This window comes from Vibrio sp. CB1-5 (assembly GCF_059412285.1).
In genome coordinates, this window is sequence record NZ_JBJHPB010000007.1 from 40,696 (window position 1) to 60,617 (window position 19,922).

Annotated in this window: 20 protein-coding genes; 11 read left to right on the plus strand and 9 right to left on the minus strand. The window is 45.6% G+C overall.

Features of this window, described 5'->3' with window-relative positions; all coding sequences use genetic code 11:
• Positions 1-52: 52 nt before the first annotated feature.
• The 6 genes from ACJB0T_RS07170 to gap all read right to left on the minus strand — a co-directional run bounded on the left by ACJB0T_RS07170 (position 53) and on the right by gap (position 6,547).
• The gene (locus ACJB0T_RS07170; RefSeq protein WP_479289319.1) at positions 53-1,927 is read right to left on the minus strand and encodes a BCCT family transporter; all 1,875 of its coding nucleotides are present in this window, start codon (positions 1,925-1,927) and stop codon (positions 53-55) included.
• Between the two features lie 94 nt (positions 1,928-2,021).
• The gene (locus ACJB0T_RS07175) at positions 2,022-2,381 is read right to left on the minus strand and encodes a hypothetical protein (protein WP_479292217.1); all 360 of its coding nucleotides are present in this window, start codon (positions 2,379-2,381) and stop codon (positions 2,022-2,024) included.
• Positions 2,382-2,551: 170 nt separating this feature from the next.
• Positions 2,552-3,496 (minus strand): ChaN family lipoprotein, encoded by a 945-nt coding sequence (locus tag ACJB0T_RS07180; protein ID WP_479289321.1) that lies wholly within the window; start codon positions 3,494-3,496, stop codon positions 2,552-2,554.
• A gap of 125 nt (positions 3,497-3,621) precedes the next feature.
• Positions 3,622-4,440: a 23S rRNA (guanine(745)-N(1))-methyltransferase gene (gene rlmA / locus ACJB0T_RS07185; RefSeq protein ID WP_479289323.1), complete on the minus strand. Its 819-nt coding sequence runs from the start codon at positions 4,438-4,440 to the stop codon at positions 3,622-3,624.
• A gap of 88 nt (positions 4,441-4,528) precedes the next feature.
• A complete protein-coding gene (locus tag ACJB0T_RS07190; protein WP_479289324.1) occupies positions 4,529-5,413 on the minus strand; it encodes a D-hexose-6-phosphate mutarotase in 885 nt (294 codons plus the stop codon).
• 138 nt (positions 5,414-5,551) lie between these two features.
• Entirely contained in the window at positions 5,552-6,547 is a 996-nt protein-coding gene (gap, locus tag ACJB0T_RS07195) for a type I glyceraldehyde-3-phosphate dehydrogenase (protein WP_265673358.1), read from the minus strand.
• A gap of 339 nt (positions 6,548-6,886) precedes the next feature.
• On the opposite strand from gap, the gene msrB reads away from it, so the two are divergent.
• From msrB to pyrF, 8 genes are all read left to right on the plus strand, one after another.
• The gene (gene msrB / locus ACJB0T_RS07200) at positions 6,887-7,309 is read left to right on the plus strand and encodes a peptide-methionine (R)-S-oxide reductase MsrB (protein ID WP_479289327.1); all 423 of its coding nucleotides are present in this window, start codon (positions 6,887-6,889) and stop codon (positions 7,307-7,309) included.
• Between the two features lie 206 nt (positions 7,310-7,515).
• Entirely contained in the window at positions 7,516-8,076 is a 561-nt protein-coding gene (locus ACJB0T_RS07205) for a hypothetical protein (RefSeq protein WP_479289329.1), read from the plus strand.
• A gap of 243 nt (positions 8,077-8,319) precedes the next feature.
• On the plus strand, positions 8,320-9,000 hold the full coding sequence (gene cmk / locus ACJB0T_RS07210; RefSeq protein WP_479289331.1) for a (d)CMP kinase: 681 nt from the start codon (positions 8,320-8,322) through the stop codon (positions 8,998-9,000).
• Between the two features lie 135 nt (positions 9,001-9,135).
• A complete protein-coding gene (rpsA, locus tag ACJB0T_RS07215) occupies positions 9,136-10,806 on the plus strand; it encodes a 30S ribosomal protein S1 (RefSeq protein ID WP_038230008.1) in 1,671 nt (556 codons plus the stop codon).
• A 195-nt stretch (positions 10,807-11,001) separates the two neighbouring features.
• A complete protein-coding gene (ihfB, locus tag ACJB0T_RS07220) occupies positions 11,002-11,286 on the plus strand; it encodes an integration host factor subunit beta (RefSeq protein WP_042499256.1) in 285 nt (94 codons plus the stop codon).
• Positions 11,287-11,493: 207 nt separating this feature from the next.
• Positions 11,494-11,775, plus strand: coding sequence for a LapA family protein (locus ACJB0T_RS07225; protein ID WP_479289334.1), 282 nt, complete (start codon positions 11,494-11,496; stop codon positions 11,773-11,775).
• Between the two features lie 31 nt (positions 11,776-11,806).
• On the plus strand, positions 11,807-12,976 hold the full coding sequence (gene lapB, locus ACJB0T_RS07230) for a lipopolysaccharide assembly protein LapB (protein WP_479289336.1): 1,170 nt from the start codon (positions 11,807-11,809) through the stop codon (positions 12,974-12,976).
• Positions 12,977-13,045: 69 nt separating this feature from the next.
• Positions 13,046-13,741, plus strand: a complete 696-nt coding sequence (gene pyrF, locus ACJB0T_RS07235) for an orotidine-5'-phosphate decarboxylase (RefSeq protein ID WP_479289338.1) — start codon at positions 13,046-13,048, stop codon at positions 13,739-13,741.
• Positions 13,742-13,811: 70 nt separating this feature from the next.
• Here the strand turns inward: pyrF and miaE are convergent, their stop codons facing one another.
• Both miaE and ACJB0T_RS07245 read right to left on the minus strand, forming a co-directional pair.
• Positions 13,812-14,582 (minus strand): tRNA isopentenyl-2-thiomethyl-A-37 hydroxylase MiaE, encoded by a 771-nt coding sequence (gene miaE / locus ACJB0T_RS07240; RefSeq protein WP_479289340.1) that lies wholly within the window; start codon positions 14,580-14,582, stop codon positions 13,812-13,814.
• Between the two features lie 56 nt (positions 14,583-14,638).
• On the minus strand, positions 14,639-15,400 hold the full coding sequence (locus ACJB0T_RS07245) for a DNA repair protein (protein ID WP_112461994.1): 762 nt from the start codon (positions 15,398-15,400) through the stop codon (positions 14,639-14,641).
• A 264-nt stretch (positions 15,401-15,664) separates the two neighbouring features.
• On the opposite strand from ACJB0T_RS07245, the gene cysB reads away from it, so the two are divergent.
• Together cysB and ACJB0T_RS07255 are read left to right on the plus strand one after the other, a co-directional pair.
• Positions 15,665-16,639, plus strand: a complete 975-nt coding sequence (cysB, locus tag ACJB0T_RS07250; RefSeq protein WP_479289342.1) for an HTH-type transcriptional regulator CysB — start codon at positions 15,665-15,667, stop codon at positions 16,637-16,639.
• A 77-nt stretch (positions 16,640-16,716) separates the two neighbouring features.
• A complete protein-coding gene (locus tag ACJB0T_RS07255; RefSeq protein ID WP_479289343.1) occupies positions 16,717-17,913 on the plus strand; it encodes a methyltransferase in 1,197 nt (398 codons plus the stop codon).
• An 81-nt stretch (positions 17,914-17,994) separates the two neighbouring features.
• On the opposite strand, the gene ald is transcribed toward ACJB0T_RS07255, so the two are convergent.
• Positions 17,995-19,119 carry an alanine dehydrogenase gene (ald, locus tag ACJB0T_RS07260; RefSeq protein WP_479289346.1) on the minus strand — a complete coding sequence of 375 codons (1,125 nt, stop codon included), beginning with the start codon at positions 19,117-19,119 and terminating at the stop codon, positions 17,995-17,997.
• A gap of 156 nt (positions 19,120-19,275) precedes the next feature.
• Here ald and lrp point away from each other — a divergent pair, with 156 nt between their 5' ends.
• Positions 19,276-19,770, plus strand: coding sequence for a leucine-responsive transcriptional regulator Lrp (lrp, locus tag ACJB0T_RS07265; protein ID WP_004734558.1), 495 nt, complete (start codon positions 19,276-19,278; stop codon positions 19,768-19,770).
• Positions 19,771-19,922: the final 152 nt, after the last annotated feature.

Genomic DNA, 19,922 nt, shown 5'->3' on the forward strand with positions numbered 1-19,922 from the left:
ATAAAAAAGCAGGCTTTGACAGCCTGCTTTTTTGGTTTTTAGTCATTGGAATTTAAGCACCAGCACACACTTCAGTAAAGCGTGAGCGAGCATCTTGCGCGGCTAGCGATGATTGCTCTTTGTGGTCTTGTGCTTCCGCTAGTGCACTTAGTGCATCTTCAAGCTGATGCTGCAGCTCTTCAGGGATCGCTTTGCTTTCGTCTGCTGAATGCTCAAGTGCGTAGGCGCGGATGCGTTTTTTCACTTTAAACAGGGTTTGCATTGCCGCACGCTCTTCATCGGCAGCAACTTGTGCAACATCACGGCACTTCTCAAAATTCGCCAGCGCAACACCTTCATGAGACCAAGGATCAAACTCAGGCAGATCTTCAATATTGATCGTTGGTTCAACGTAGTCCTCTTGGTGACGAATATCCAGCGTCGTCGCTTTCACAGCTGAAATCATCAGCATGACAGCAATACCAAGTAGCGGCAGACCACCAACAATAGCAGCGGTTTGCAATGTACTCAATCCACCTAGGAACATCAGTACCGCAGGCATAAAGCTTAGCGTGAATGCCCAGAATAGGCGGTTCCAACGCATAGGCTCTTGAGTAACATCTTTTTGTACCACAGACGCCAGAATATAAGAGATAGAGTCGAATGTGGTTGCGGTAAAGATAATGCAAAGCAGGGTGAACAGCAGAATGATGAACCAAGAGAACGGAAGCTCTGAAAGCATCGAGAAGATGGCTTTGGTCGCGCCGTGTTCATTCAAAATACTGACAATGTCGAGTTGCCCAGAAAGCTGCAATGATAAGCCATAGTTGCCTAGGATAATAAAGAACAAGAAGCAGCCGCATGAACCAAAGAATAGTGAGCCTGCTACCATTTGTTTGATAGTGCGGCCTCTCGAAATTCTGGCGACAAACAGACCCATACTTGGTGCAAATACCAGCCACCACGCCCAATAGAAAATAGTCCAGTCTTGTGGGAAATGGGTGTCATCGAAACTGCCGTAGCCACCGAAAGGCTCTGCCCATGTTGCCATTACAAAGAAGTTCGACATCATGCGGCCGATTGAGTCTAGGCCAGTCTCTAGGATGAAAATGGTTGGACCCAGCAGCAAAACGATAGCGAGCAATAGCATTGCACCCCAGAAGTTGATGTTGCTGAGGATCTTGATGCCTTTTTCCATACCAGCGAAAGAAGAGTAAGCAAAAATCGCAGTACAGATAGCTAACACACCAATTTGGGTATACGTCGTTTGCGGCAAGCCAAACAGAACACTCAGACCTTCACTGATAAGTGGTGCCGCCAGACCTAAAGTCGTTGCTGCGCCGCCCAGAAGGCCAAAAATAAACAGAACATCAATCAGCTTACCTAACGCGCCATTGGTATGCTTTTCGCCGATGACTGGAATAAGTGCGCTAGATACCTTGAGAGCAGGCTGCTTACGAACATAGAAGAAGTAAGCGATAGGTAGTGCTGGGATCAGGTAAATTGCCCAAGCAATAGGTCCCCAGTGGAAGATGCCGTAGGTTGCTGCCCAGCGGATTGCTTCTTCACTGCCTGGCTCTAGTTGAAACGGTGGTGATTGGTAGTAATACGCCCATTCGATACAGCCCCAATAAAGAATACTGGCACCGATACCGCCACAAAACAGCATAGCAGCCCAAGATGAGGTCTTAAACTCTGGCGCTTCGTCAGGGTCACCCAGTTTGATTTGGCCAATATCGCTAAAAATGATGAATATCATGAAGAAGAGGGCAGCGAGGCCAAGTGCTAGATAAAGGAAACCGAACTTGTCGGTCATTATTAGTTTTGCTTGCGCAATGATATCAGCGCCTTGCTCTGGGAACAGGATCAGCGGAATGATAACAGCGAGTAAAAGTGCGATAGCGCCAAAAAAGGTTGGCTTATCGATGAGTTTAAAATAACGTTCCATGCGATGTTTTCTAAGTCAAATAACATCATTATCATTTGAATAACATCACACGCTCAAATCTGGTTATCTATCGTGAGAACAAAAGAGCGTTGTTTTATACCAAGGCGAGTATTAACGCCCCAATGGTGACCGCTGCTGACGCATACTGACCCGCCGAGTAGGACGAATCTTTTTGCTCTTCGAGATCGTCAGGGTGATCCATACCTAGTGCACCATGGGCAAAAGAGGTTACCGTCTTACCCATGCTATCGTCTTTATCCGTTGATTTATCGCCAGTGTTGGGCTTCGGCGTTGCTGACTTTTCTTGTTCAAACAGCGCTTTTGCTTGCGGTGAGATAGAGACACTGTCGCCACCACGTTCACCTTGCGGTGTCGGCAAAGTATTGCCACTAGATTCTGCCTGTTTGATTGTGTTTGCTGCGGCACTGCCAAGTTGATTGGTTGGCGCAGACATGCCGGAATTGACGCTCTGCATAGCTATCTCCATTAGTGCTATCAATTACTATGTCGTCATTCATGGCAAAATCTTTATAAAAATTTCTCTAGGTGGGACATAGAACCTGTTTATCATTGATAGCTGAGCAATAAGTACGCCAAAAAAGCGGACTTATTGCTTCAAGTACGCTAGTCGCAGGTGAGTGTGTCACTACGTTTATGAAGGTGCTTGTAGGCTTGCATTTGATTTTCTTTTTGCACATATCGAACCGGTGGCGCGAGAACCGAGAGCTGAAAATCTGTTGAGTCATTCGTTATATCGGTGACTGGAGTGATAACCGCGATGTTAAGGTTAGGTTCCAGAGCTTGTATTTGCGCTGCTGTGCCGAGTGCATTCTCAGTGTGGAATTTACCAGCAATGTGCATGACTAGCGTGCCAGGGTGCTGATTAATGTAGTTAACGATACTCTCCGCCATCGTCGCGTCCCATGTCAACTGAGCGGCATATTGGCGCTCGGTTTGATCACTATCGCCATGGTGCATCGAAGCCATGAACTTGTCTTTGTAGGCTGAAGAGGAGGTATCAATGCGCTTTGCAATATATGCTCGCTCATTACTGTCCAACTTTTCTAAGTAGTTAAGCCCTTCACGCCCAATACAGCGAACAAAGCTTTTAGGTGCATTACTGGCAATAATGTCGAGTTGGTTTTGCTTAGCAAGCTCCACAAGCGGTCGATAATCGCTTTCATAGTTTGGCCACGCGTTTCCTTCGCGTATCAGCATTTGTTCGCCAACTTCTGACTTCAAATATTGATCGATGATAGGCTGTTTATCACGCGTGAATTGCTCCATCGAAAGCGCAAGCTTGTCGTTGTTGATTACAAGCTGTTTGAGAAGATCGGTCTGAAAGCGATGCACGCCACTGTGCGTATGCCACTCTCCCACGAGGATGACGTCCGCGGTTTTTAGTTCGACTGGTAATGATGAAAGCGAAACCGCTGAGCCTTGCGGAGAATACAGCTGATAGTCGTAGAAGGATTCAACGGATTGAGCTGGCTTGGACAGGTCATTTGAAGGTACGCTGCTACAACCGGCGAGCAGAGCGAGTGACAGTGCGATAGGGTAAGCTTTCATAGGGACTCTCTTTAATAAAAAATAGCCTTCAATAGAAGGCTATCTTGGAACCAATATGGTAAACGAGAACCGCACATGACTCAATGCAATTGAAAATTAATATCATTACCAATTACTGGTTGACTTTAAACCTTGCGATACACTCTTACCATAAAATCGGCACGACAGTCGAAGTGCTCGGTTTGTTGTAGCTTCTCTCTGAGCTCTTGGCTAGCTTTCCAAGCAAATGGTGTCATCTGCAAAAGGTCATACGCTTGCTGGCCGTTAAGGTTCATTGTGTAGTCGAGCTTAGCTTCAGAAACTAGGTCGAACCCCTCAATCACTTCAGCAGCTTCGTCGTGAAGTCTGACATCTTGATAGATAAGCTCGCGAAGCTCATATAGGTGATGACTGCCAGGTGTGACGGTGATCATTAGTCCATCAGCTTCGATACAGCGGCGCAGCTCTTCATGTTTGCACGGCGCATAAATACGAATCACCGCGGCAAGACTCTCTTCAGAAAAAGGTAGCTTATGACTAGAGGCAACGCAAAAGTTGACCTTGTCGTAGCGCTTAGAACCGTAGCGAACCGCGACTTTGGAAATGTCGAGGCCATAAACGGTAAAGTCGGGATTATCGCCTGTGAGTTTGTCGGCAAAATAGCTGGTGTAGTACCCTTCGCCACAACCGATATCAAGGATATTGCCCTTAGTTATGGTTAAAGATGAACGCAATGTGTCGGCGACTTTGTCTCGCATTGGAGCATAGAAGTCGTGCGCTAGGAATGTGCGCCTTGCCTGCATCATCTCTTTGTTGTCACCTGGATCTTTTGAGCGCTTGTGTTGCACAGGCATAAGATTGACATAACCTTCTTTGGCTTTGTCGAACTGGTGATTATTGCTACAGCGATAACTGCGCTCGTCTAGAGCGAGTGGCTGCTGACACAGAGGGCATTGATAAGACATAGGTTAGACTCGACGAAAATTTTCGTAAGTCTAACCATATCAAGGAAGGGAAGCAATTCAGTCGTCTGAATTCCTTTAGGTTCGCAGATTACTTGACGAAAATCTGTGTCGCTAACTGGTGGCTTTCACCTGGTGCAAGCTCTTTGCCTGCTTCCAGCGAGTCTGCATGAAGTGTTGACTCAATACAGAACATACTGAGGTAGCCGTCATTGTTCATGTCACCCATAGATTCCGCACCTTGTTTCCAAGGGTTCCAAAGTACTGCTGAGTTGTCGCCGCTATTGCATACTGCCAGCTTGCGATCGAATGCATTGTCATGCAGTACGATTTCATCAGATGGAGCTGTGTAAACGCGGTCGATGGTATCGGAAAGGGTAAGCACCTCTTGGCCTTCACACATTTTGCCATCAAGTAAGCCATCAATGTAGCTAGAGCCCATGCCAGTCACTTCCATCTTCTCGATGTCACCTAGATTGAGGTAGGTGTGCAGAGCGCCAGAGAAACGCCACGAAGTGGTGTCAGTGTTGGTGATGTTTAGCGATACATTTAATGAATCGCTCACTTCCACGTTTAAGACCAATTGGAATTTATGTGGCCAGATATCACGGGTAGCGTCAGTGTCGGTCAGGCCAAGGCTAACAATTACACCTTGTTCATTTTCGCGGTGCTCAATGAGCTCCCAAGTACTGTTGCGCGCAAAACCGTGAGCCGGTGCTGCTACTCGGCCAAACCAAGGCCAACAAATTGGAATACCACCGCGCAGTGCCGCTTTGTTGTCAAAGATGGCGTCTTTGCTCATCCAAATCAGATCTTCTTGGCCTGCTGGCTTAAATGAAATGACATGGCCACCGTGTAGAGAGATGGCAGCTGAAGCTTTAGGGTGAAGAACGCGAACCACTTTATTGTCACCAATTTGAGCGATAGTGACATAGTCAGAGAGAGCGGTCAGGGTAGGTAAAACAGACAAATCCATAGTGTAACTTCCTAGGTTAAGTCTCTGGTTCCTAGGGCGAGGGGATAGCTCCCAGGTGTCGATTGGACCCAGAAACAGATACTAAAAAGGCGACCCTATGAGTCGCCTTTATTACAAATATTCAGCTAAAAGCTTACATTACTTAGAGATGTGAGCTACTAGGTCTAGAACTTTGTTTGAGTAACCGATTTCGTTGTCGTACCAAGATACAACTTTAACGAATTTGTCAGTTAGAGCAACACCAGCTTTAGCATCGAATACTGAAGTTTGAACTTCACCGATGAAATCTTGTGATACTACTTGGTCTTCAGTGTAACCTAGAACGCCTTTAAGCTCGCCTTCAGATGCTTCTTTCATAGCAGCACAGATTGCTTCGTAAGATGCAGCAGTCTTAAGGTTAACAGTTAGGTCAACTACAGATACGTTAGCAGTTGGTACACGGAAAGCCATACCAGTTAGAAGGCCGTTTAGTTCAGGAAGAACAACGCCTACTGCTTTAGCAGCACCAGTTGAAGATGGGATGATGTTTTGAGAAGCACCACGACCACCGCGCCAGTCTTTAGCAGAAGGGCCATCTACAGTTTTTTGAGTTGCTGTAGTAGCGTGAACTGTTGTCATAAGACCAGATTCGATACCGAACTTGTCGTTAAGAACTTTAGCTACAGGAGCTAGACAGTTAGTAGTACAAGAAGCGTTAGAAACGATGTCTTGACCTGCGTAAGTTGAATCGTTCACACCCATAACGAACATTGGAGTTGCGTCTTTAGAAGGGCCAGTTAGAACAACTTTCTTAGCACCAGCAGTGATGTGCTTACGTGCAGTCTCGTCTGTTAGGAAAAGACCTGTTGCTTCAGCAACTACGTCAACACCGATTGCGTCCCATTTTAGGTCTTCTGGGTTGCGCTCTGCAGTTACACGTACAGTTTTGCCGTTAACGATTAGGTTACCGCCTTCAACTTCAACAGTACCGTTGAAACGGCCGTGAGTTGAATCGTACTTAAGCATGTATGCCATGTACTCAACGTCGATTAGATCGTTAATACCTACTACTTCGATGTCGTTGCGCTCTTGCGCTGCACGAAATACGAAACGACCGATACGGCCAAAACCGTTAATACCTACTTTGATAGTCATTATAGTTGCTCCACAACTTAATTTCTGTTTAAAGATAACTGGTAGTAAAATTACAGAATCCAGTCACTAACTTCAATAGATAATCGGAATTAATTTGTCTAAAGTCAAAAAAAAGTGTCGCTTTTCTTAACATTAGGTATTAAATGACGTTTTTTTGAACTCAGCTCGTGACTCTGTAATGATTTGCTTGATGTATTTAACCTTGGAGACAAGGTGGGTTAACATGTTGGACACACTTTGGTGGTAATTGACTACAATGTGCTACAACCAAGTTTATTACACGTAATAAGTGTGCGCTGATTATAAAATGTAGACAATAAAAAAGAGGGTGTAAAGGAGATGACTGGGGAAAATAAGAATAGAGCCAAGCCAGACCAACACTGGCGTGAGACGCTAACCTATGAGCAGTATCGTGTTTGTCGCCAACAAGGTACCGAGGCTCCATTTACCGGGACACTGCTTCATAATAAGGACACAGGGCTATACCACTGTACCTGTTGTCAGGCCGAACTGTTTCACTCAGAAAATAAGTATGACTCTGGGTGCGGGTGGCCGAGCTTTGACGCGCCTGTCAATGAGTCCGCTATCCGCTATTTAGACGATCACAGTCACGGTATGACGCGTGTAGAGATACGCTGTAGTGCCTGCGACAGCCATTTAGGCCACATATTTGAAGACGGTCCTCAAACCACAGGGCAGCGCTTTTGCGTCAACTCTGTGTCGTTAATTTTCAACAAAACTGATCAAGAGTCCGTAAATTAGTCACTAGCTGTACCATTCTTTCATATCTGTCTTATCCGTTCGCGTCCGTCGTTGGGTGTTTACCACACCCAACGACTCTTGAAGCCATTCTTGCTCTATTTTTGCTCTATGATGACATTTTAAAAGCGTAAGCTTCTAGAATGCGCGTAACTTTACATTCATAAGCTCTTGCATTAAGTGAGAGCAGCAAACACAAGAACACCAGTATGAAAAACACACCGTTTATCGTTGCCCTTGTTGCAGCGTTATTTATGAGCCCGTCTTTTGCAAACACCGCTGGTGGCGAAGAGCAGTGGCAAATCGTAGAAGAAGACCAAGCAGCAGCGCCATCTTCTGCATCAACATCAAAGCAGTCAGCACCTAAAAAGACAGCTTCGACGCAAAAATCTAAATCAAGCTCCGGCTCTTCATCGCGTCGCGGTGGCAACTCTGGCTTTAAGCTTGGTATGGGTCTAGATCAAGGGCTAAGCATTGTTGGTCAAATCAACAATACGATTAACTTTGCGGTTGGTAACGACGGTGTTGCTGCCGATTACATTTTTAATCGCGGCAGTTTTGGTGGTGATGTGCCTTTTAACTGGTATGCAGGTGTCGGTGGTCAAATTAAACGCTCTGACAAATTTGGCCCACGTATTGCCTTAGGTGTAGAACTCCCGTTCGCAAGAAACTGGGATGGTTACGCGCAGCTAACTCCAAATCTGATGTTTGATAATAGCGACATTAAGCTAGGTATTGGTGCGGGTATTGGCGTACGTTATAGCTTCTAGCACTCACTGCCTTTATATCTATTGCCTCTATATAGAGCAAACGGAGGGTTTATCATCGATAAGCCCTTTTTCTTTATGGACAGTTTATTTCCAGATGAAAGAGGTTGCTCTTTGAAGCTTGTCTCTTTGCCTCTGAAGGTGCTCTCGTTCGATAACTTTAAAGACATAGCAACTTAAGGCCATAGGGTATATAATTCTGCGCCGTAAAATTAACAACAATAATGTGACAACGTGGAGTAGAACATGTCCTTAAACACACCAGTGATTACTGTGGATGGACCAAGTGGTGCTGGTAAAGGCACGCTGTGTATGCTGTTGGCTGAAAAATTAGGCTATCACTTGCTGGATTCAGGGGCTATTTACCGTGTTTTAGCATTAGCGGCGATTCACCACGGCGTCGATCTAGAATCAGAAGATGCTTTGGTACCGCTAGCGATGCATTTAGATGTGCAGTTTGTTGCTGAAGGCGAACTGGTAAAAGTGATTCTGGAAGGGGAAGATGTGTCTGGTGAACTTCGTAAAGAAGAGACCGGCAATGCAGCTTCTAAAATAGCGGCACTACCACGCGTACGTGAAGCATTATTGCGTCGTCAACGTGCATTTAACATTGAACCTGGATTGGTTGCTGATGGCCGTGATATGGGCACAGTGGTTTTTCCTGAAGCACCAGTAAAAATCTTCTTAGACGCAAGCGCGCAGGAAAGAGCGCAAAGGCGTTTTAAGCAGTTGCAACTAAAGGGTTTAGATGTTAGATTTGACGACCTTTTGAGCGAGATCGAAGAACGAGATTACCGAGATCGCAACCGAGCGGTTGCCCCTCTTCGTCCGGCTGATGACGCTCTAGTGCTAGATTCAACCTCGCTAAACATCGAGCAAGTGTTGGAAAAAGCGCTAAACTATATCGAATCTAAACTCACTAAGTAGCCTCTATTAGGCACTGCTTTTAGTAGAAAGAGCTTGGTGAGCTTTGAGCCGTTGGTCGCAAGGATGATGACCAACTAAATTATCAACCCCATGCGGTAGGATGCCCATGGACGTTTACTTATTGAAGATTAAATAATGACTGAATCTTTTGCTCAACTCTTTGAAGAGTTTCTAAACGAAACAGAATTCCAACAAGGCAGCATCGTTAAAGGTACTGTAGTAGCTATCGAGAACGGTTTCGTTCTTGTTGACGCTGGTCTTAAGTCTGAGTCTGCTATCCCTGCTGAACAGTTCAAGAACGCTGCTGGCGAACTTGAAGTTGAAGTTGGCGCTGAAGTTGACGTAGCTCTAGACGCTGTTGAAGACGGTTTCGGTGAAACTCAACTTTCTCGTGAGAAAGCGAAGCGTCACGAAGCTTGGATCGTTCTTGAGAAAGCTTACGAAGAAGCTGAAACTGTTGTTGGTATCATCAACGGTAAAGTTAAAGGCGGTTTCACTGTTGAACTAAACGGTATCCGTGCTTTCCTTCCTGGTTCTCTTGTTGACGTGCGTCCAATCCGCGACACTGCTCACCTAGAAAACAAAGAGCTAGAGTTCAAAGTTATCAAGCTAGACCAGAAGCGTAACAACGTTGTTGTTTCTCGTCGTGCTGTTATCGAATCTGAAAACAGTGTTGAGCGTGACGAACTTCTTGAAACTCTACAAGAAGGTACTGAAGTTAAAGGTATCGTTAAGAACCTTACTGACTACGGTGCATTCGTTGACCTTGGCGGTGTTGATGGTCTTCTACACATCACTGACATGGCGTGGAAGCGCGTTAAGCACCCATCTGAGATCGTTAACGTTGGTGACGAGATCCTAGTTAAAGTTCTTAAGTTCGACCGTGAGCGTACTCGCGTATCACTAGGTCTTAAGCAGCTAGGTGAAGATCCATGGGTAGCAATCGCTAAGCGTTACCCAGAAGGTCACAAGCTAACTGGTCGCGTAACTAACCTAACTGACTACGGCTGCTTCGTGGAAATCGAAGAAGGCGTTGAAGGTCTAGTACACGTTTCTGAAATGGATTGGACTAACAAGAACATCCACCCATCTAAAGTTGTTAATGTTGGCGACGAAGTTGAGGTTATGGTTCTTGATATCGACGAAGAACGTCGTCGTATCTCTCTAGGTCTGAAACAGTGTAAAGCTAACCCATGGCAGTCATTCGCAGAAATGCAAGCTAAGGGCGACAAAGTTACTGGTAAGATCAAGTCTATCACTGACTTTGGTATCTTCATCGGTCTAGAAGGCGGCATCGACGGTCTAGTTCACCTATCTGACATTTCTTGGAATGTTGCTGGTGAAGAAGCAGTTCGTGAGTACAAGAAAGGTGACGAGATCTCTGCAGTTGTTCTAGCTGTAGACGCTGAGCGTGAGCGTATCTCTCTAGGCGTTAAGCAAATGGAAAATGACCCATTCAATGCTTACGTTGCAGACACTAAGAAAGGTACTCTAGTTAACGGTACTGTTACTGCAGTTGACGCTAAAGGTGCTACTATCGAACTAGAAGAAGGTGTAGAAGGTTACATCCGCGCTTCTGAAGTATCACGTGACCGCGTTGAAGATGCGTCTCTAATCCTAAGCGTTGGCGACAGCGTTGAAGCGAAGTTCACAGGTGTTGACCGTAAGAACCGCGTAATCAACCTATCTGTTAAAGCTAAGGATGAAGCTGAAGAGCAAGAAGCAATGGCTTCACTGAACAAGCAAGAAGAAGGCGCGTTCGGTAATGCTATGGCTGACGCATTCAAAGCTGCTAAAGGCGAATAATTTACGCCATTAGAGAAAAAGGAGCCGTAAGGCTCCTTTTTTTTGTTTTTATCTTTGTGAAATTTAGACTATTATCAATTTATACAGGCAGTTAGTGCATTGTTGATATAGAATATATGTAGACCGCTGTCCGCTGTAGTATGAGACATCGAAGATAGAGACACTAAAGATTAAGAGTAACGAGGGTAACTACCTATGACTAAGTCTGAACTGATAGAAAGACTCTGCGCGGAGCAAACTCACTTATCCGCAAAGGAAATTGAAGATGCGGTAAAAGATATTTTGGAACATATGGCCTCTACACTGGAAAGTGGTGACCGTATTGAAATCCGCGGTTTTGGTAGTTTCTCGCTTCACTACCGCGAGCCACGAGTTGGGCGTAACCCTAAAACGGGTGATAAAGTGGAGCTAGAAGGTAAGTACGTTCCACACTTTAAGCCTGGTAAAGAGCTTCGTGAGCGTGTGAACGACAGTCTATAGAGATTCTATCTTTATGAAACGGCATACTTTTTTAGTGTGCCGTTTTACGTTTAGGCGAGCGGTGTTGATAAGGTTCACCTGCTTGGACAAACAATAGGCTAGTTACTCTAAATATCACTTAGATTATCAAGATAATTGCCTTAGAGCATGGTGCATAGAGTCAAATTCCTGCATAATCGAGCTATCCAATAACTGTGGCACGAGCATATGAAGATTCTAAAAATAATTGTACTCATCGCATTGTTCCTGGTAACCCTAGCACTGGGTTCTCAAAACCAGGAAGTGGTAACCTTCAACTACTTGTTAGCGCAAGGTGACTTCCATTTGTCGACGCTGCTGGGCAGTGTTTTCGTAGTCGGCTTTGTGGTTGCTTGGTTAATTTTTGGTAGCTTACACCTAAAGTCTCAAATGACGGTGCGTAAGCTAAAGAAGCAGCTGGCTAAACAGACGCCTTCTGAATCAAAAGAAGTCGCAACTAGCAGCAATTAATAGAGATTAAGGGTTAAGGTCGATTTAGCTAATGCTTGAGCTATTATTCTTGCTGTTGCCTATCGCGGCTGCCTATGGATGGTACATGGGGCAGCGCAGCGTTAGGCATGATCGCCAAGAGCAATCGCATCAGATCTCTCGTCAATATATGACGGGCCTTAACCTATTGTTGTCAGATCAGTCGGACAAAGCGGTCGATCACTTCATCGAGCTCCTTCAGGTCGACAACGAAACCATTGATACCCACCTTGCTCTCGGTAACCTATTCCGCTCCCGCGGTGAAGTTGACCGTGCTATCCGTATTCACCAAAACCTCATCTCTCGATCTGGACTTACCATTGATCAGAAAAACCTCGCCTTGCAGCAGCTTGCAAAGGACTACATGGTGTCCGGCTTTCTTGACCGAGCTGAGAAAATCTTTGTTCAACTGGTTGATGAGCCTGATCATCGCGAAGCAGCATTAACCCAGTTGCTTGCCATCTATCAGCAAACGAGCGAGTGGCACAAGGCAATTGAGGTTGCGAATGCGCTGCTTAAAATGGGCAAAAAACGCATCAGAAACAGTATCGCCCATTTTTGGTGTGAGCTTGCCATGATTGAGAAGGCCGATGGCAACAGCAACAAGGCCGTTCAGAATTTTAAGAAAGCGCTGGCAGTGGATCCTCGCTGTGCTCGAGCAAGTATTTCGCTAGGTAAACTCTATCTTGAAGACGAAGATTATCCGAAAACCATTTCCTACATGGAGTCGGTGCTCGAGCAAGATAAGGACTTTATTAGTGAAGTCTTACCGACTTTAGCAGAGTGTTATCACCATCTTGGACAAGAACAAGGTTTAGTAGAGTTTCTAAGAGCTAGCATCGATAAAGGGGCAGGGGTTTCCGCAGAATTGATGCTCGCTCAGCTTGTCGCCCAGCATGACGGCACAGAGGCCGCACAAGCGCTATTAACGAGGCAGTTGGTGCGAAGCCCTACAATGAAGGGGTTCTATCGTTTGATGGATTATCATCTGGCCAACGCCGAAGAAGGTAAAGCGAAAGAGAGTTTAACGACGTTGCAATCGCTTGTGGGCGAGCAGCTTAAGACAAAACCGCATTATCGATGTCGTAAATGTGGTTTCTCAACGCATTCATTATATTGGCATTGTCCTTCATGTAAGGGATGGGGTACGATCAAGCCCATTCGGGGGTTGGACGGCGAATAGCCTAAACCCGAACAGATTTGTAATGCAGCACTTAGGTGCTGCTTTTTTTGAGTAAAACGAGGAGCGAAAATGATTGACCAAAAAGTGATTGTTGCACTGGACTATGATAACCAAGCCGATGCATTAGCTTTTGTCGATAGAATTGACCCAAGCTCTTGCCGACTGAAGGTGGGCAAAGAGATGTTCACACTATTTGGTCCTGAGTTCGTAAAAGAGCTACACAAGCGTGGTTTCTCAGTATTTCTAGATCTTAAGTTTCATGACATTCCTAACACCTGCTCGAAAGCCGTTCGCGCAGCAGCGGAAATGGGTGTTTGGATGGTAAACGTTCACGCTGGTGGCGGCGAGCGTATGATGACAGCATCTCGTGAGATCTTAGAACCTTACGGCAAAGATCGCCCATTACTGATCGGTGTAACGGTATTGACGAGCATGGAGCAGTCAGATCTAGCGGGAATCGGCATTGATGTAGCGCCTCAAGAGCAAGTATTGCGTTTGGCGAACCTGACCAAGAACGCTGGCCTTGACGGTGTGGTCTGCTCGGCTCAAGAAGCAAGCATGCTTAAAACAGAGCTAGGTCAAGAGTTCAAGTTGGTGACCCCTGGCATTCGCCCTGCTGGCGCTGCAGTAGGTGACCAAAAGCGTATCATGACGCCAGATATGGCAATTCAAGCAGGTTCAGATTATCTCGTGATTGGCCGCCCAATCACTCAAGCTGAGGATCCTGCCAAGGTTCTTGCAGAGATCAATACTTCTCTAAGCTAATCGTCTCGATACGTTAGTCGATAAGGTAAAACTAAAAATGCCAGAGCTAAATAGCTCTGGCATTTTTGTATCAAGCAGGGATACCGCTGTGAAACTTAAAATCAGTATCTGGCGAGGAAATCAGTTCAGCTTCCACTTTGCCGAAGTAAGCAACTCTTTCACTGATGTCTTTGCCTGCCACTTGCTCTGCCAAAGTTAAGTAGTCTTGATAATGACGAGCTTCAGAGCGCAGCAGGGATACATAAAACTTCGCGATATCGTCATCCATAAATGGTGCCAGTTTGGCAAATCGTTCACAAGAGCGCGCTTCGATATAAGCCCCAATGATCAGTTTGTCGATGAGTGTGTTTGGTTCATGTGTTGTCATGTGGCTAAGCAGCCCTTTGGCATAGCGGCTCGCGGGTATTGATTCGTAGGGAATGCCTTTTTTCTCCATGATTTCTAACACTTGGTAGAAATGATGTAACTCTTCTTTGATCAGTAGAACCATTTTGTCAATCAGATCTTGGCTGTAAGGCGATTCAGATTTAGCAATGATCGACTTAGAAATATTACTTTTGCCCTTCAAAGAAGTCATATCACCAATGCTGCGATACGCAAAGTCTTCATATGGCTTGAACCATTCAAATAATGCTGAGCTGCTCTGTTTATCGACGGCATACTTACGAATTAAATACATTGCAGATTGGCCGGCTTTGAGCTCGCACAATAGGTGATCAATCAAGATCACTGGTAGGTTTTCTGGGCGTTTGGCTTTTTCTACCCAAGCATCAGGCGTTGAGCAGTGCAAAAACTGATTGATAGGTTCTAAAATGGCGTCGATTTGAGAAGGACTGATCATGGCTAATTTCGTTGTTGTAGAGTTAACAAAGGCCGCGTTTGCGACCTTTGTTAACTCTACCACTTTTTCTTCTCACCAAACAGAGCATTGATGTCGTCATCTCGTTCACTGTTGGCTTGTTGCTGCTTCTCTTCAGCCTTGGCTTGGCGGGAGTTTTGCAGCTTGTCGAGCATCTCGGTGAGTTTGTCTTTCGCTTGAATAGAGTAGTTGTCGTTCTTCGAGCTCAGTGCATCAATCCCCTTCTTTAGCAGCTGTGCCGCCGTACCGGGCTGTCCTTTTGCCATAGAGTCATGAGCACGTTTGACGACGTTCTCAATGTTGATGCGGATTTGGATCGTTTCAAGGCGCGCATTTTCAACCATATAAGACTGCGTATCCATACGTCCTTTGTTGTGCTCAGTGCGAACGGTATCACGCAGGCGTTTGACCAGTTTCAACATAATGATCGCTTGCTTGTCACTGGTTGGCACTTTGAACGAGGTGGCTTCACTGCCTTCGTAGTTTTCTTGCAGTTGCTGAATTTGTGTCTTTGCCGCCTCGACGCGTTGCGCCAAGTGTTTGTTCTTAGGATCCAACTCATGCATGTTCGTAACGGCATCTAAAATGCGGTTATGAAGACATAGCATTAGCTCTTTGCTGTATGGTAAGTAGCTCGCACCACTGATCAGTTCTTCAGTGGCATCAATCAAGGCAACATACCTGGCCGACTCTTGCCTTCTAGTGGCTTCGGCTTTTAGTTTGTATTGCAGCATGATGTTGTAGCCCAGCACTAAAACCAGCAAAAGGGCGACGAGCGCAATAATTAAACCAATATTCATAACGTTTTGTATCTACAATGAGTTTCCCTACAGTCTAGTGGGACAGGATACACCAAAGGCTAACTGACCAACACTGCAAAGTTGTTGAATTGGTCATAATCCTCGGAAAACGTAGAAACTTTCTGAACGGGTTTGAGAGGTAGAACAATTCCTATCCAAAAAAACTGTTAATCTGTTTAGTAATTCGTTATAACTATTGATTATATGCTTAGGCTGGCGGTGGTGAGCTGAGCGGAAATTTTTGACAAGGATGAAGACGAGCAGATGAAGTTACAGCAGTTAAAGTACATTGTCGAGGTGGTGAACCATAATCTAAATGTGTCCGCGACCGCAGAAAGTCTCTATACCTCTCAGCCTGGTATCAGTAAACAAGTTCGCTTGTTGGAAGACGAATTAGGGATCCAAATCTTTGAGCGTAGCGGTAAGCATTTAACTCAGGTAACCAATGCCGGTGAAGACATTGTTCGAATCTCTCAAGAAATTCTGTCTCGAGTTGAAAGTATCAAAGCCGTAGCAGGGGAACATACCCATCCTGAAATGGGCACATTGAACATTTCAACCACGCACACACAGGCTCGCTACGCGCTCCCAGACGTGATTAAAGGATTCACCGCTCGCTATCCGAAAGTATCGTTGCACATGCATCAGGGTACCCCGTCGCAAATGTCAGAAGCGATAGCCAAAGGCACAGCAAACTTCGCTATTGCAACGGAAGCGCTGCACCTTTATCAAGACGCGATCATGCTACCTTGTTATCACTGGAATCGTTCGATCGTAGTGCCAAAAGAGCATCCACTCGCGCAAAAAGACCACGTAACGATAGAAGATCTAGCCGCTTATTCATTGGTGACATACGTATTTGGCTTTACTGGACGTTCAGAGCTCGATACAGCGTTTAACAAAGTAGGTCTGACACCCAAAGTTGTCTTCACTGCAACGGATGCTGATGTGATTAAAACGTATGTACGTATGGGTATCGGTGTAGGCGTTATTGCCAGTATGGCTATGGATGACTCTCAAGATACCGACCTAGTTGCGATTGACGCTAGCCATATCTTTGGGGCCAGTACGACGAGTATTGGATTTAGAAAGGGCACTTTCTTGCGCTCTTACATGTACGACTTTATGGAGCGATTTGCCCCTCACTTAACCCGCCCAGTAGTTGAGCAGGCGATTTCACTTAAGTCGAACACCGAAATTGAAGAGATGTTCAGAGATATCGAATTGCCGATTCGATAACACAAAGTACTTTTGTTAGTACTCACTTCCCCCTACAATCCATGCAGTTTCGCATTGCCTGAAGAATAGGGGGAAATGTGCGCCAGCAATTTGATCAACTTACCGTCATACTAAAAGCCTACCAAGATTATTGGCGGCACGATCCCTTTATTCAAATAGTCAGTGGTCAGCTTCCTTGGCAATCACAGCATCCTGTCTTGGCTGATTGGCTTTCTCAATGTTCCCCAGAACACATCCAACTCTTAAAGCAGTCTCCGTCACAGTGCGCAGAGGTGCTTAGCTCGTTCATACCTGAATTACATGCGCTTCAGAAGGCGGCGGTGATCGATTCGATACGAGAAGTTTCTCATTTAACTCTTCCTCGAGGCCTTGATTCTGGTGTGCCAGGACGCAAGCTGGAACAAATTTGCAAAATGGGAGCTGTATGCATTCACAACCATCATGGAAGGGAGTGGTTAGAGTGGTGCTCTGGTAAAGGATTTCTTGGGCGTATTCTTTCCTCTCAAACAGAGCAAAAGGTGACGAGCTTTGAGTATCAGCAAACTCTTTGTGATGCAGGGCAGCACGAGGCTGATAGACGGGGTTTAAGCATGCAGTTCGTACAGGGTGATGCGTTTGATGAGAGATCAAAACAGGTTTTCAATGCCAATCAACATGCGGTGGCATTGCATGCATGTGGTGATCTGCATGTCACGCTGATTGAGCGTGTGGTAGATGCCAAGCTTCCAGCACTCACTTTTTCACCCTGTTGCTATCACTTAATTCAAGATGAACAATACCAACCACTATCTGAGCTAGGTAGGCAAGCCGAACTTTCATTAACGAAGCAAGAGCTACGCATTCCCCTTCAGGAAACCGTCACAGGTGGTGAACGCGTGAAACGTCACAGAGAACAAGAGATGGTGTTTAGACTTGGCTTTGATGCACTCTGCCAGCAAAATAAGGTAACTGAGGGGTATGAGCCAGTACCGAGTATTAAAAAGTCGCAGCTTTCCGATGGATTTGAGCACTTCTGTCATTGGGCGGCGGCGCAGAAGTCACTCACTTTACCTCAGGTTGATTTCGAGCACTATGAGCAGGTAGGGCAGGCGCGCTTTTGGAAAATGGAAGCACTGAGCTTGGTGCAAAGTGTGTTTCGCCGTCCGCTTGAGGTGTGGCTCGCGTTGGACAAAGCCTTGTATTTAGAGTCTCACGGTTATCAGGTGAGCTTGTTGACCTTTTGCGATACGGCCACGACTCCGCGCAACCTACTGCTGCATGCCTTCAAGTCATAGTATCGGCTAAGTTACGCGTAAAACGCAGGTATAAAAAACGGGCTATCAGCCCGTTTTTCAATTTGAATGTCTAAAGACCGATTAATTGAACATCGCAATCGCTGTTGCTGGCTCAACGTATTCTAGGTTAAAGCTTTCAGCCACTTCTTTACAAGTTACTTTGCCGTGAATTACGTTTAGACCATCTAGGAAGCCTTTGTCTTCAGTCAGTGCTTGCTGGTAGCCTTTGTTCGCGAGCTTGATGATGTATGGTAGCGTCGCGTTGTTCAGTGCAAACGTAGAAGTACGAGCAACCGCACCTGGCATGTTAGCAACACAGTAGTGAACCACATCATCAACGATGTAAGTTGGTTCCGCGTGTGTTGTCGCGTGAGAGGTCTCAAAGCAACCGCCTTGGTCGATAGCAACGTCTACCACTGCCGCACCTGGCTTCATCTTAGCGATGTGCTCTTTGGTGACCAGCTTCGGCGCAGCAGCACCTGGGACTAAAACTGCACCGATTACGAGATCTGCTTCTAGAACATGCTTCTCAAGTGCGTCTTCTGTAGAATAAACAACTTTTGCGCGACCCTGGAATTCTTCATCCAAAACGCGTAATGTATCAATATTGCGGTCGAGGATTGTGACGTCTGCGCGCATACCAACAGCCATGCGAGCAGCGTTAGAGCCAACTACACCGCCACCAACGACGACGACTTTCGCCGGTTCAACACCTGGTACACCACCAAGTAGTAGGCCACGTCCACCATTGGACTTTTCGAGTGTTTGTGCACCAGCCTGTATAGACATTCGCCCAGCGACCTCTGACATTGGTGCTAGTAGTGGCAAACGACCCATATTATCTGTTACAGTCTCATAGGCAATGCAGACAGCTTTGCTTTTGATTAGCTCTTCAGTTTGTGGAAAATCTGGTGCTAGATGGAGATACGTGAATAAAATTTGTCCTTCACGTAGCATAGCACGTTCGACAGCTTGGGGTTCTTTAACCTTTACAATCATCTCTGCTTTCGCGAAGACGTCTGCAGCGGTAGGAAGAATGGATGCGCCTACAGCGATGTAATCATCGTCTGAAAAACCGATACCTGTGCCTGCGTTAGTTTCAACGTAAACTTCGTGGCCGTTTGAGATTAACTCTCTGACGCTCGCAGGAACCATGCCAACACGGTACTCATGGTTTTTAATCTCTTTAGGTACGCCAATTATCATCCTGACTCCTCATTATAATGTGGTTGTATTAACTGTTTGTAGGGTGTTATTGTCGAATTACCAGCTAGTATAGAAGCTAATACACAAAATTTGATACTGTATATTACAGAGTTGTAGTATATTTTTTTGCAAGGAAGTAACAAGGTGGAATAAAAAATGGCAGACAACTATAAGAAGCCGTCCAAGGAACTAGACCGTATCGATCGCAACATCCTCAATGAGTTGCAAAAAGATGGTCGTATTTCAAACGTCGAATTGTCTAAACGCGTAGGTCTTTCACCTACACCGTGTTTAGAACGCGTTCGCCGTCTTGAAAGACAGGGGTATATTACGGGCTACACCGCACTCTTAAATCCGCAGTACTTAGATGCTTCACTACTTGTATTCGTAGAGATTACATTGAATCGTGGTGCTCCAGATGTATTTGAACAGTTCAATACAGCGGTACAAAAGTTAGACGACATCCAAGAATGTCACCTTGTATCAGGTGATTTCGACTATCTTTTGAAAACAAGGGTGTCGGATATGGGCGCATATCGTAAACTTTTAGGGGATACTTTGCTTCGCCTTCCTGGTGTGAATGACACCCGAACCTATGTGGTTATGGAAGAAGTGAAACAAACTAACCAGCTTGTGATTAAAACGCGCTAGAGACGGCGCTTCCAAGTCTGACAAGAAGTTGACTAAAGTTATGATAAAGCATGCTTTATTCTCGAGTCAGATTGGGTTTTAATCCTCATTGTGGTTAAATCAATGAATACACCGAGCGGCTTTTGCCGCTCGGACTGTTTTCAATAATTAGA

Coding starts and splice junctions, on each gene's coding strand:
- ACJB0T_RS07170 (WP_479289319.1), bottom strand. CDS start 1,927: ATGGAACGTTATTTTAAACTCATCGATAAGCCAACCTTTTTTGGCGCT.
- ACJB0T_RS07175 (WP_479292217.1), bottom strand. CDS start 2,381: ATGTCTGCGCCAACCAATCAACTTGGCAGTGCCGCAGCAAACACAATC.
- ACJB0T_RS07180 (WP_479289321.1), bottom strand. CDS start 3,496: ATGAAAGCTTACCCTATCGCACTGTCACTCGCTCTGCTCGCCGGTTGT.
- rlmA (WP_479289323.1), bottom strand. CDS start 4,440: ATGTCTTATCAATGCCCTCTGTGTCAGCAGCCACTCGCTCTAGACGAG.
- ACJB0T_RS07190 (WP_479289324.1), bottom strand. CDS start 5,413: ATGGATTTGTCTGTTTTACCTACCCTGACCGCTCTCTCTGACTATGTC.
- gap (WP_265673358.1), bottom strand. CDS start 6,547: ATGACTATCAAAGTAGGTATTAACGGTTTTGGCCGTATCGGTCGTTTC.
- msrB (WP_479289327.1), top strand. CDS start 6,887: ATGACTGGGGAAAATAAGAATAGAGCCAAGCCAGACCAACACTGGCGT.
- ACJB0T_RS07205 (WP_479289329.1), top strand. CDS start 7,516: ATGAAAAACACACCGTTTATCGTTGCCCTTGTTGCAGCGTTATTTATG.
- cmk (WP_479289331.1), top strand. CDS start 8,320: ATGTCCTTAAACACACCAGTGATTACTGTGGATGGACCAAGTGGTGCT.
- rpsA (WP_038230008.1), top strand. CDS start 9,136: ATGACTGAATCTTTTGCTCAACTCTTTGAAGAGTTTCTAAACGAAACA.
- ihfB (WP_042499256.1), top strand. CDS start 11,002: ATGACTAAGTCTGAACTGATAGAAAGACTCTGCGCGGAGCAAACTCAC.
- ACJB0T_RS07225 (WP_479289334.1), top strand. CDS start 11,494: ATGAAGATTCTAAAAATAATTGTACTCATCGCATTGTTCCTGGTAACC.
- lapB (WP_479289336.1), top strand. CDS start 11,807: ATGCTTGAGCTATTATTCTTGCTGTTGCCTATCGCGGCTGCCTATGGA.
- pyrF (WP_479289338.1), top strand. CDS start 13,046: ATGATTGACCAAAAAGTGATTGTTGCACTGGACTATGATAACCAAGCC.
- miaE (WP_479289340.1), bottom strand. CDS start 14,582: ATGATCAGTCCTTCTCAAATCGACGCCATTTTAGAACCTATCAATCAG.
- ACJB0T_RS07245 (WP_112461994.1), bottom strand. CDS start 15,400: ATGAATATTGGTTTAATTATTGCGCTCGTCGCCCTTTTGCTGGTTTTA.
- cysB (WP_479289342.1), top strand. CDS start 15,665: ATGAAGTTACAGCAGTTAAAGTACATTGTCGAGGTGGTGAACCATAAT.
- ald (WP_479289346.1), bottom strand. CDS start 19,119: ATGATAATTGGCGTACCTAAAGAGATTAAAAACCATGAGTACCGTGTT.
- lrp (WP_004734558.1), top strand. CDS start 19,276: ATGGCAGACAACTATAAGAAGCCGTCCAAGGAACTAGACCGTATCGAT.